Genomic DNA, 11,742 nt, shown 5'->3' on the forward strand with positions numbered 1-11,742 from the left:
TGGTAGACGGCAGCGGAGTGATGACTGATGGTCACTCCGCTGCACCTGCCGGCTGCAATAGACTTCGTCGGCCTGAGTTCAGCTACGTCCTTCTGGAAGTAAGAACCTCCAGCTCGCGGGCCGGCTGCTGCTCTTGAGCGAGGCGCTTGAAGGACTTGTAGACGAACGACCCTAGATAGAAGCCGTCGATGTATTTGTAGGGTGTTTCGCCTGTGGTGTAGTGACCGCAGGGGAGGACCCTGGAGACGTAGTCGATCTTGCGTGCGTCGAAGTTGGTGAGGACGTCGAGGGAGTACTTGAGCGGGAAGGTGAGGTCGTAGGTTGCGTGAACGACCAGGACCCGCTTGGGCTGTGCGGCGAAGCGCTCCATGTAGGACATCGGGCTGACGATGCTGAAGATCTCGCGTACCTGATCCTGAGTGAGGCCTGCCTGCTCGAAGGCGGCCTGGATGTGGCGGGTGCTTTGGCCGGCCCAGACGACATCTCCGAACCATGTTGAAGCGTGATTGAAGGCGCAGATCTGGATGCGCGGGTCGAATGCTGCGGCGATGAAGGCGTAGCAACTTCCGAGGCTGGTGCCGAGAACTCCGAACTGCTCGTAGCCTTGCGATTCGAGCCAGTCGATGCAACTGCGGATGTCGACTACGGCCTGACGGCAGGCCTCGGTGGTGCGGCCTACATTGGAGCTGACGGCGTAGTCGGATCGCTCCAGCTCGGCGGGGCGGCGGATGTCGTGGTATGGCTTCGAGAGGCGAAGGCATGAGATGCCAAAGCTGTTGAAGAGGGTGCAGAGGGCGTTGTGGCTGAAGGCGTCGGCGTTCCACTGGGGCATGACGATCATGGCCTGTTTGGGTTTGCCCTTTTGCGATTCGGGATGGGCGGGGTACCAGCGGGCGTTGACGGTGTCGTTCTCGGGGAAGCGGGTGCGGATGGGTGAGGTGAAGCGGAGGAAATCGGCGGCTTCGATTTCGCCGGTCTCGGCCTGACGGCGGATCTCGGCGTCCTCCTGGAGGGTTTCGGGGCGTACGTTGGTGGGAAAGAGCTGGGGGTGACGACGCTCGAGGCGGAAGTCGGTGGGGGTGGTGTAGCTGTAGAATTCGTCGGCGCGGGCGACGATGTCAGCGTTGACGGCGGTCATGCGGGCGTAGTCGTCTGCTATGGACGCGGGCTGTGCCGGGGATGCGTGCACGGCCGCGGCAGCGAGAGGGCTGAAGTCCTGGAGCCAGTCAAAGCCCCATTCGAGGGGGCGAACGATGCGATTCTTGTCGCGATTGGTGAGAGCTGTCTCCCAGGAGTACATCCACTTTGCATAAAGCCTAGAGAGCATTCATACAGTTTATCAAGTGTGGGCGGGAGTTTGCCTGGGAATGCCCTGTCAGTACGCTTCGGTAAGGGTTGTCAGCGTCATGGCGCTCGCACCCGCGAGGGATCATGCGTTTTTCAATCGTCGTCACTGTTGCGGTCGTACTAACAGCCGCGGCGGCGGGTAACGCTCAATCTGTCGTGTCGAGTCTCGACCCGAGTACAGAGAATCGATGCGCGGGTGAGGGTCAACCATATTTGACGGTGGTGCTCTGTCCGACCTCGATAAGATAGCCGTCAGGATCGCGGATGTAGCAGCGCCACTCGCCGTACTTCTCCAATGGCTCGGTGATGAAGTCGGCGCCTCGACTCTTCCATAGCTCATAGCAGGCTTGAATATCGGCGACGCGGAAGTTTAGAAAGCTGTTGATGTGATTCGGGTCGGGGACGCTGAGCGTTACTGTCGGCTTGTCCGGAGTCGGGCCGCCGCCAACGTTCAAAATCATCCAGATATTCGCGAGCTGAAGGTAGCCAGGCGCGTTTCCGTCACCCAGGCTCAGGATCTGGGCGCCGAAGACCTTTTCGTAGTAGCGAGCGGATCGCTCGATGTCGGCGACGGTGATAAATTGCGCGATGCTGAGGCCCTCGCGCGGTGGCATCTCATAGATATTCTGCTCGACTTGTACGCTGCCCATGGAACAACTCCTTTCTGATATAGAGCCCGTCGGTGATGGAACATTCTAATGCGGTCGCGGTCTTCTCTCTGCGCGGAGGGCGAAGACGGCTCCAAGGGCAGCGAGCGACTTCGACGATGTGAAGGCCCTGGAGCGGAGCCAATGATAGCAGCAGCGCAAGAGAACTATCATTTCAATCACCGCAATTCTCAATCGATTAATGTAAGGGACGCGAGAGCGGCTTGTCAGTACTGGTGCGTCGCTCGTGGCCAGAGATTCCGTCGGGCGATCTCCCGAATCCTTGGGTTGAGCGAGTACATCTAAATTCTGCAACGACGTTGAGGAGAAGATGAATGGCTGCGTTCTGTACTTGCTGCGGTGCTGAGATTACGAAGAAAGCGAAGGCGTGCCCAGACTGCGGCACTCCTCAACATGGGATGTCGTCTTCTTCTCTTGGCCAACAGCAATTTACTAAGGGAAGAGCCCTAGTCGAGAGAGATGCTGATCACTCCGCCGGAGAGTCCAATAAAGGGTAGTGGAACGTTGATAGGTTCATGGACGTCTTGTAAGGAAACCTAAGCCGACATTATTGGTATTGATCCTCCAGAAGTTGAAGCGAACGAGCAGGAATGGCTTGTCCGCTCCTGCTCGCTGGCGATTTGGTGCATTTACAAGCTCGGGTGTAGATCGCGTACGGGGCTTACCTGCTCGAGAAGTGACGCAACGTGGAGAATCGTGGACTCGGCTTGCCAGTTGCCGACGATCTGGACACCGATGGGCATTCCATCATGGCTGGTGCCGAATCGCATTGAAACGCCCGGCAGGCCAGTAACACTCAACGGCGTAGTCGCAGACATTATTCCCATGATGTTCACCGTCTGCCCGTTGATCAGCAACTCTGCCTGGCCGTGCTTGAAGGAAGGAGTAGGGATGACCGGGGTGAGCAAGACGTCGTACTTTTGGAAGTACTCGGCATAGCCATCCTTCAGCCGCTCCGCACCTTGCGCAGCATCGATGTAGTCTGCCGGGGGAGTGTCGGGCAGCGAGAGCATGAATCTGGCCATGTCGCCAATTTCATTCTCGCTGCGGCCGGTCGTCGTCTTCACGAATCCAGGCTTCATCTCGAGGACATGCAGACGGGTGAACACATCGAGCGCGAAGTCGCGCTCCAGTGCAGGGATACGTACGGATTCGACGGTGTGGCCGAACTCTTTTAGTGCTATCGCCGCAGCTTCAACGGTAGCTGCGGTCTCGTGGTCGACAGGGCTGAAGCCTGGCTCGACCAGCCAGCCGACGCGGAGCGCACGCTTGCTGGAGCTGTCGGTTCCGTAATCGAATGGGATAGCGCTGCTGGAGTAGCCGTCTTGTCCATCTGATCCAACGAGCTGAGAGAAAGCCAACGATAGATCGCGAATGCTTCGTGCCATTGGGCCAACATGCCAGAAACGGCGTGGCTCACGTGGCCAGATACCTGTCATGGGGACGCGTCCGTGGGTTGCCTTGAGCGAGACAATGCCGGTGTGGGCTGCCGGACCACGCAGGGAGATCGCAAGGTCGGTACCCAGGCCAAGCGGAGACATGCCCGCTGCGATCGCTGCCGATTCGCCACCGCTTGAGCCGCCCGGCGTCAGGTCCAGGTTCCAAGGGTTGTTCGTCCGGCCCGTGAGTAGATTGTCACTTTCGATCCCGTAGGAGAATTCAGGAAGATTCGTCTTGGCAAGCAGAATGGCTCCTGCTTTTTTCAAGCGCGCAACGCTGGTTGCGTCAGTGTCGGGCGTTCGTCCCTTGAAGATTGGTGTTCCACGTTGGGTCTGCACCCTGGCCGTGTCTATCGAATCCTTTGCCGTGAATGGCACACCGTGCAAAGGTCCTAACTCGTCTCCGCGCTGTACCGCGTCCTCTGCCTCCCTGGCGGATTTCATGGCATCTTCGGCGATCGTGACGATCGCATTCACCTTCGGGTTGACGACCTCGATGCGATCGAGGTGTGCCTTCATGACTTCGACCGGGGAGACCTCGCGTGTGCGGATCAGTTCGGCCAGCTTGGTTGCGTCGGAATAGATCAGTTCATTGCTCATTGTGTTCCCTCCCTACCTGCCACTTGACAGGTATGTCAATTGAGATTCTACCTGCCACATGGTAGATTCAGAAATCGAGAGAGTTTTTCAATGATGGGAGGGTGCGTGATGAGTGCAAATGCTCGTGAAGACATCCTGGCCACCGCGAAGCTTGTTGCTCAAGCTCACGGTTATGCAGGATTGAACTTCCGTGATTTGGCTGAACAGGTCGGTATCAAAGCCGCAAGTATCTACTATTACTTCCCGAGCAAAGCCGAACTGGCTACGGCGGTGGCAAAGCGCTATTGGGAGGATGCTGCAGCTTATCTTGAGTCTTTGCTGCAGAACTCACCGAAGCCGCTGGATGCGTTGCGCCGCTATCCGGAGACCTTTCGCTGGGCGCTAGAGAACGACAATCGCATCTGCCTTTGCAGCTCTATGTCTGCGCAATTCGACGACCTGCCTGACGTAGTGAAGACGGAAGTTCAAGCGTTCACCGACGTCAACGTTGCCTGGCTCAGAAAGACATTGGTTGCCGCTAAGGTTGCTAACCCCAAGCAAGCCGAGAAGCGAGCACGTGCTATCTATTCTGGAATCGTGGGTGCTCAACTGATGGCAAGGGGCCGCGCAGATATCGCTCTCTATGACAGCCTGATCGACAGCTACCGAGCCGTAGGATTGCTTCCCGCGTGAAGGCAGATTCGGCTCGGGAAGAATGCAGACCTCCGTTTCCTGGAAGACTTCTACGCGAAAGAGTTTAGAGGCTACGAAGGCCGCGTTGGGCAGTTCGACCTGCGGTTCACGAATGTCTTCGTATACCGCGATGGTCGATGGCAGCTGGTAAGGCATCAGGCTGCTCAGACTCGAAGCTGAGTAGTTTTGTCGTCTTGCGCGATCGAATTTAAGCGCGAACTCTCGATGAGGCGAAGTGTTCGAGCCAATGCGTGCTGGAGGGCGGAGAGTCCGTCGAGTTCGAAGGATGTCTCTGCTTGCGGTGGGTGGGATGGCGCGCATCTGTTTTGGCAGGCGTCGCATGAGTTGGTGAGTTCGTTTGAGAGCGTATTCGGAGTGCACATGGCTGGCCTCTGGATCGATGACGGATTTTTCGTGCGCTGCGCCATGAGACGCGCTGCGATTGCGAGTGAAGATGAGGCCACGCAGCCGCAACGCGTCGTCAGGAACGGCGAGAGTGTACCTAAGCAGAAAATGTTGCAACGGCAGGGCCAATGGACGAGCCGTAGTTCAGGGATTGCGGATCGCTCGGAGGTCCGTTTCCGAGAGTTTGTTGAGGCGCCCAACTGTTTTGTGCGCCGCTTGGGCTTGAGGAGTACCAGATGGCTGTATCGCCGGGGTCGCCCTTCCAACTCATGAAGAGTTGTGAGTTGAGGATGCAGAGGCTTGGGCCAGTGGAGGTTCCGATTCCGGGGACGTTCCATCGATAGACCCAGGACGCGGTGTTCGATGGGAGAAGGCCGACGTTGGCGATCTGCGACATGTAGACGCTGGTGTCGCTGCCGACTCCTTTGAAGGCGAGAAATACCTGTCCATTGAATACGGTGAGCGATGGGACGAAGCTGCTGCCAGCACCGGGGATGGCGCCGTGGTGGTGCCAGACGTTGGGATCCTGCGCTGTGGCCCAGTAGAGAGCATCGTCGCTGCCTTCGCCGCGCCAGACCATGATGAGAGTACCGGCGAAGTTGATGATGGCGGGAGTGAATTCGCTGTTGATACCGGTTGGGAACTGCGCGATCTGGTTGCTGAGGTTTGCGTCGAAGATGCCGTACCAGATCGAGTTGTCATTTCCGGCGGCGTGCCACACCATGAGTGCGGTGTTGTTCCAATTGGCGAGAGACGGGCCGAAGGATGTGTGGGGCATGGGATCGTTGCCGGGGCCGACGATCGCCAGATTGTTTGTCCAACCGGCTTCGGCGGGGGTGACGGAGAGGCCGGAGAAGGGCGCGGCCACTGAGGGATTGGCGATGTACTTACTCATCCAGATGGCGCCGTCGTTGACGACGCCCTTCCAGGTCATGAGCATGGTGTTTCCAACCTGAAGAAGCGCGGGGCGGGTGGATGTTCCGAAGCCGATGACTCCTACACGGTCGGAGATGAAAGCTTCGGAGTAGGTGTAGCCGTTGTTTGGAGTGTAGTTCTGTGTGTGCTGATAGTAGATTCCATCGTCTTCAGCGCCTTGAAATGCCATGAATGCAATTTGCATCGGGTGTTCCTTCCGTGGGGTCTTTGAGGTTCCGTGAATTTGGACCTACAGGAAAATTGCAGCGTAGCGTTGAGACTTCGACCTTTTACAGGCGCGAATGGAGATGAATCTTGGTGTTGTCTATTTTTTCGGGTTCGCCAACGAACTCACGTCTGCGACGGCGGCGTGAGTAAGACGAGTCCGCGTAGGCGCATATCAGAGCGAAGGTCGCAAGAATGAAAAATACGGTGATGCCGGCGATGAAGTCGATTGCCATGACGTCCTCCCAAGATTTCTCAACGGAGGGCACTCTATAACTGCCCTCGTTTGATAAAGCGCAAGGGCAGGATGATTCGGGCAACACTTCTGCAGTATTTTTTTTTGCGCGGCGAAGACCTGGCGTAGATCCAGCCGGCCAGCGAACTGCTACGTTGATGATTCTTCAGGGCCGCGCTTCGTAGACGAGGTTGAACGGAGTTTCGGCGGCGCGGCGGAAACGGGTGAATCCGGCAGAGGTGACGACATCGCGGATGCGCGCTTCGCCGGATTGCGCACCGAGGCACAGCCCGACCTCCTGCGATCGTGAACAGGGCGTGCAGAGCAAGGTGGAGAAGGAGTAGTACACGCGGCCTACGGGGTTCAGGTTGTCCTTCAAGTGATCGTTCGCGAATGGCTCGACGATCATCCAGGTGCCGTCTTTTCGGAGTGATTTGAGAACGTGGGTGGCGGCACCGACGGGATCGCCCATGTCGTGGAGGCAATCGAAGACGGCAACAAAGTCGTAGTCTGTTCCTGGATACTCCTTGGCTTTGGCGACTTCGAAGTTGATGGAGTCGCCAATTCCCTGTCGCTTCGCGGAGTCTCGCGCACCTGCAATCGATTGGTCGTGAGAGTCGAATCCGACGAAGCGTGATTTGGGAAATGCCTTGGCCATCAAGATGGTTGATGCACCTTTTCCGCAGCCGACGTCGGCGACTTTCGCACCTTGTTCGAGCTTCTGCTGGACACCGTCGAGCGCGGGGATCCACGAGGTGACGAGATTCGCGGCGTAGCCAGGGCGGAAGAACTTCTCGCAGCCGTGAAATACGGCCTCGTTATGTTCGTGCCAGCCCATGCCTGCTCCTGTGCGAAAGGACTCGGTGATGCGGGGAACGGCGGCGAGCGAACCTAACGCCAGTTCGAATGCACCGGGGAGGTAGGCGGGGCTGTCTTCGTTCGCGAGCGTAAAAGCCTGCTCCTCGGTGAGGCTGAACTTGTTTGTGTTTTCGTCGTAGGTTACGTAGCCGCCAGAGGCCTGCGAGCTGAGCCACTCGCGTACGTAGCGTTCATCGGTGGAGGTTTTGGCCGCGAGTTCGGCGGAGGTCATGGGGTGGGCGGCGAGTGCTTTGTAGAGGCCGAGCTTCTCGCCGATGACGACCATTCCGGCATGTGCTGTTGCTCCAAGGTCGCCTACGAAGCGGCCAACAAATGCATTGAGCTTGTCCATATCGAGTGCCATGAGTGCTCCTCCAAGCAGGGGCACCATGTTAATGGAATCAGAAGAAATTGTCGCTGGGCGGAGTTCGCTCTCAATCCAGAGACAGGCCATCCCTAGTACTTTTTGCAGGGAAATCTTTTGAATCTGCAGTTCATTCCTTGGCCAGTCATGCATCTAATGGTTCTACCAGGGGGATTGGGATGAACGTGGCGTTGGTAGGGGTGGTGGTGATTTGCGTTTTGATTCTGGGGTGGATCGCGGTGAAACGCCTGCGAGCTAAGCGCGAGGTGGAGTCCAAGAGTATTGAGTCGGAAGAGCTTTATAAGTTGCTTGGTACGAAACGGGTTCTGTTGTATGACGTGCGTCAACCTCTGGATTTTCTGGCGTATCCGGAGATCATTCCGGGGGCGATGAGGATTGCGCCAAAGGATATCGCGGAGCAGACAGCGTCGTTTTCTCGTGACCAAATCTCCGTGATCTATTGCACTGGGGCCGACGATGAGACTAGCCTGATGGTTCTGGGGAAGGCACGGGCCTTGAATTTTACTCGCGTGAAGATGTTGAAGGGAGGACTCGCGTCGTGGAAGGCAAAAGGGTATCCGGTAGAGGCTTATAAGGAGTCTTTCCAACTGGATACTGCTACCTGAGTCCGCGTGGGCTGTGCAACATTCGCTACGTGATGAACGTAATAGAAAGACAGATTGTTTTGTAAGGGATTACGGCCTGGACTTCTGTCAGTCCGTCAGGGATAGTTTTTCTGAGCAGGGCGACGACGTAAGATTTGATAGAGATGAAGTTAGTTCTACTCAGGGAACTGTGATCGCTAAGCATATTTGAGTCTCAGGGGTCCCATGAACTTCAACCTGGCATCGCCTTTTTATGAGCAGGCACGTGCTCAACCTGAAAATCTCGCGCTGCGCGTCTCGGGCAAGGCCTACTCGTATGGGGAGCTGGCTGCCCTCACAGGCCGCGCGGCTGCTGCGCTGGGTGATGCGAGAAAAGTTGGTGTGCTCGCTTCGAGAACCCTGGGTGCGTACGTTGGGATCCTGGCCTCCAGTTGGAGTGGCGCTGCGTATATTCCACTGAGCCCCACCAAGCTTCCGGATGAGAGACTTGCGGCGATCTTAGAGATTATTCGGCCCGATGCGCTGATCGTGGACTCAGCGGGTCTTGCGCGGATGACTCCGGCTCTGCGCGCAATTGCGCCTCCATTGATTCTCGATCTTTCAGGCCAATTTAATTTGTTGCCTGAACTTAATTCGTTGACGAAAGAGCGAGTGGAGGCCCCGAGCCTTCGTGGCGCAGACGATCTTGCCTATGTGATCTTTACGTCTGGGACGACTGGAGTTGCCAAGGGAGTTGTGATCAAGTTGGGAAGCATTGCTCAGTTCCTTGAGGCAATGCGCGTCCGCATTAAACCTGTTTCAGCGGATCGGATCTCGCAGACCTCTGAGCTTTCTTTCGACGTGAGCGTCTTCGAAATGTTCCTTGCGTGGGGCAGCGGAGCTTCCGTGTATGTTGTACCGGCGACCCAACTGATGTCGCCGTCGCACTTCATCACGGATCACGGGCTGACGATATGGTCTTCCGTTCCGTCCATCGCTGCGTTCATGCGTGGCGTGAAGACGCTGAAGCCTGGAGCCTTTCCCTCACTTCGTTACAGCGTATTTTGTGGTGAAGCGCTGCCCTACCCGCTGGCTGAGGCGTGGCAAGCGGCTGCTCCTTCGAGCATCGTCGAGAATCTGTATGGCCCGACCGAGGCGACCGTCGGTTGTGTGAGTGCGACGGCGGGTTCTGAGTTCCCTGCTACGCCAACCCTCAATCTTGTTCCAAGCGGATTACCGCTGCCTGGAGTTGAAGCTGCAGTCGTTGATGAGTCGCTCGCATTTTTGCCGGTCGGAGAGGTAGGTCAACTCGTTATCGCAGGCGGACAACTAGCTGAGGGGTACTACAACGAACCGGAGCTGACTCGTGAACGCTTCCCTACGATCGATGGCAAGAGATGGTATCTGACTGGCGATCTTACTCGACAGGACGAACACGGAGCGTTCCACCATCTTGGCCGAATGGATCGGCAGATTAAGCTGATGGGGCAGCGCGTGGAACTGGAAGAGATTGAAGCGCATCTGCGCTCGGTCTCGAACTCGGATAATGTTGCTGCGGTGGCGTGGCCAATCGAGGACGGTCTGGTTCAGGGTGTTGTTGGGTTCACCAGTGGGGTGTCTGCGTCTCCGCAGGAGTTGCTCGATTTGCTTCGACGCAGGCTGCCTTTGTACATGGTGCCGCGCCGCATCGTGCAACTCGATGAGCTTCCGCATACTTCAAGCGGAAAGATCGACCGTAATGCGCTGGTGCTTCCCCTGAATGAGTCTCCAAGCTTGTATGAAGAGGCTTCTTGAATGTGGTCCGTTACAAGTTGGCTGCCCAATCGGTCGATTTGAACCAGTAGATGCGGCGGCTGTCGAACCACTTGTCGGCGGAGCGCGCGGCGATCCACGAGTTGAGATAGTTGACGAAGTCCATGTCTCCCCTGCGAACGGCGAAGCCGGCGGGGAAGGTTCCGAGGGGAGCGATCGTCGGTACCGACACTGCGTCCGGGTAGAGCTTGGAGAGAATATCCAGGCGAGGACTGTCGGCGACTGCGGCTGTCAGCTTGCCGGCAACGAGGTCGGTGAACAACTCACTGTCTTCGGTGTAGGTGTGGAGGAAGGCGTTCGGAAATGCCAACGCCGCTAAATCCTCTGCTGTCGTTCCTTCGATGACTCCGATGGTGACGCCTTTTTTGTTGAAGTCCTTTATGGTTTTCAGGTCGCCACCCATCTTCTTGCTTGCAGCGATGGTCACATCGGTCACGTTGTAGGGCTGGCTGAAGTTCACCAGTAATGCTCGATGCGCCTCGATCGAGAAACCCGCGATGATGATGTCGAATCGGTCGGCATCGAGATCGGGAATGAGGTAGCGAAATTCGTCCGGGTGGAATTCGGCTTTGACTCCGAGGTCGCGGGCGAGTTTTTTTGCTACGTCGATCTCGAATCCGATTAGTTTGCCCTCTTTGTCGTGCATTGCCCAGGGAACGATCTCTGCTACGCCTATACGCAGCTTGCCGCTCTTTTTAATTTCGGCGAGCATATCGATGTTGCTGCGCGGTGCTACGGTGGCCTGGGCGGCGACGGCTGACGGGGGCGCTGGCGTGGTCTGCTGCGTTTGTGCCGTGGCAGAGATCAGCGATACTGCCAAGGCGACAAGGCATTGCATCGATATAGAAGCAGATGATTTCTTCATTTCTGCAGACCCTCGTTCGTTGCATATAGGCAATGGTACTGCTCGCTCGGTGGCTGGTTAGCGTGGTGGGTGTCGGCCAAAGCCGTTGTAACCGTCGACGTAGCCTGCGTCGAAATCATTGGAATACTTCGTTGGGCGACGCCCACTCCAATACAAGGGGTAGTTCGGCCTGCCATTGTCCGCGTCCTGCCGTCCGATGCGATAGCCATCGTTGTAGTAGTTCACGCGATCGTGATCGTATTGTGAGTCGTCATTATTGTTGCTGTTGTTGTTCGCAGCGGCGACCGCCGAGCCGAGGATCAGCGCGCCGAGGATACCGCCTGCGATGACAGCACCGGTGTTGCTGTTATTGTTGCCGCTGCTGGTGTGAGTATTGGCAACGGGGCCATAGCTGAACTGAGCACGGCAACCGCGATCGACCCAGATGCCGCGAGGGTCGAATCCCCAACTGTATCCTTGTTCGCAACGGGATCCGGAGATCTGTCGCACGAGCTGCACCTGGTTTTGCGTATCTGCGCGGCAGTAATGGTAGTCGCCGTCGTCGCTCGAGCAGGTTAGACCGCCTGTTTGCGCCATTGTGAAGGTGGTAAGTAAGACGATGAGGAGCGCGGATACGACACGAGAGATGATCAACCAATACCTCCAGAGTGCAAGGGCTCACAAATTCGATTCGATCCTACATGAGTTCTTTGACGGTTTTGTATTGCTGCTTGGAAAAAAGATACAATTCGCCCGCGTATGTTTCACGATTCA

11 protein-coding genes are annotated in these 11,742 nt (G+C 56.9%); 3 read left to right on the forward strand and 8 right to left on the reverse strand.

Features of this window, described 5'->3' with window-relative positions; translation table 11 throughout:
* Positions 1-82: 82 nt before the first annotated feature.
* The 3 genes from RBB82_RS10185 to RBB82_RS10195 all read right to left on the reverse strand — a co-directional run bounded on the left by RBB82_RS10185 (position 83) and on the right by RBB82_RS10195 (position 4,054).
* On the reverse strand, positions 83-1,327 hold the full coding sequence (locus tag RBB82_RS10185) for an alpha/beta hydrolase family protein (protein ID WP_433975016.1): 1,245 nt from the start codon (positions 1,325-1,327) through the stop codon (positions 83-85).
* Positions 1,328-1,550: 223 nt separating this feature from the next.
* Entirely contained in the window at positions 1,551-1,997 is a 447-nt protein-coding gene (locus tag RBB82_RS10190) for a VOC family protein (RefSeq protein ID WP_433975017.1), read from the reverse strand.
* 647 nt (positions 1,998-2,644) lie between these two features.
* Positions 2,645-4,054, reverse strand: coding sequence for an amidase (locus tag RBB82_RS10195; protein ID WP_433975018.1), 1,410 nt, complete (start codon positions 4,052-4,054; stop codon positions 2,645-2,647).
* Positions 4,055-4,162: 108 nt separating this feature from the next.
* Between RBB82_RS10195 and RBB82_RS10200 the strand changes: the two genes are divergently transcribed.
* A complete protein-coding gene (locus tag RBB82_RS10200; RefSeq protein ID WP_433975019.1) occupies positions 4,163-4,726 on the forward strand; it encodes a TetR/AcrR family transcriptional regulator in 564 nt (187 codons plus the stop codon).
* 502 nt (positions 4,727-5,228) lie between these two features.
* On the opposite strand, the gene RBB82_RS10205 is transcribed toward RBB82_RS10200, so the two are convergent.
* The 3 genes from RBB82_RS10205 to RBB82_RS10215 form a co-directional block, all read right to left on the reverse strand.
* Positions 5,229-6,251, reverse strand: coding sequence for a hypothetical protein (locus RBB82_RS10205; RefSeq protein ID WP_433975020.1), 1,023 nt, complete (start codon positions 6,249-6,251; stop codon positions 5,229-5,231).
* An 85-nt stretch (positions 6,252-6,336) separates the two neighbouring features.
* On the reverse strand, positions 6,337-6,507 hold the full coding sequence (locus RBB82_RS10210; RefSeq protein WP_433975021.1) for a hypothetical protein: 171 nt from the start codon (positions 6,505-6,507) through the stop codon (positions 6,337-6,339).
* 165 nt (positions 6,508-6,672) lie between these two features.
* Positions 6,673-7,728, reverse strand: coding sequence for a class I SAM-dependent methyltransferase (locus tag RBB82_RS10215; protein ID WP_433975022.1), 1,056 nt, complete (start codon positions 7,726-7,728; stop codon positions 6,673-6,675).
* Positions 7,729-7,907: 179 nt separating this feature from the next.
* On the opposite strand from RBB82_RS10215, the gene RBB82_RS10220 reads away from it, so the two are divergent.
* Entirely contained in the window at positions 7,908-8,354 is a 447-nt protein-coding gene (locus RBB82_RS10220; RefSeq protein ID WP_433975023.1) for a rhodanese-like domain-containing protein, read from the forward strand.
* A 204-nt stretch (positions 8,355-8,558) separates the two neighbouring features.
* Positions 8,559-10,106 carry an AMP-binding protein gene (locus RBB82_RS10225; protein WP_433975024.1) on the forward strand — a complete coding sequence of 516 codons (1,548 nt, stop codon included), beginning with the start codon at positions 8,559-8,561 and terminating at the stop codon, positions 10,104-10,106.
* A gap of 10 nt (positions 10,107-10,116) precedes the next feature.
* Here the strand turns inward: RBB82_RS10225 and RBB82_RS10230 are convergent, their stop codons facing one another.
* Positions 10,117-10,989, reverse strand: coding sequence for a transporter substrate-binding domain-containing protein (locus RBB82_RS10230; RefSeq protein WP_433975025.1), 873 nt, complete (start codon positions 10,987-10,989; stop codon positions 10,117-10,119).
* A 57-nt stretch (positions 10,990-11,046) separates the two neighbouring features.
* A complete protein-coding gene (locus RBB82_RS10235; protein ID WP_433975026.1) occupies positions 11,047-11,622 on the reverse strand; it encodes a DUF3011 domain-containing protein in 576 nt (191 codons plus the stop codon).
* Positions 11,623-11,742 lie beyond the last annotated feature (120 nt).

It is taken from the genome of Tunturiibacter lichenicola, assembly GCF_051013355.1.
Classification (GTDB): Bacteria; Acidobacteriota; Terriglobia; order Terriglobales; family Acidobacteriaceae; genus Edaphobacter; species Edaphobacter lichenicola_F.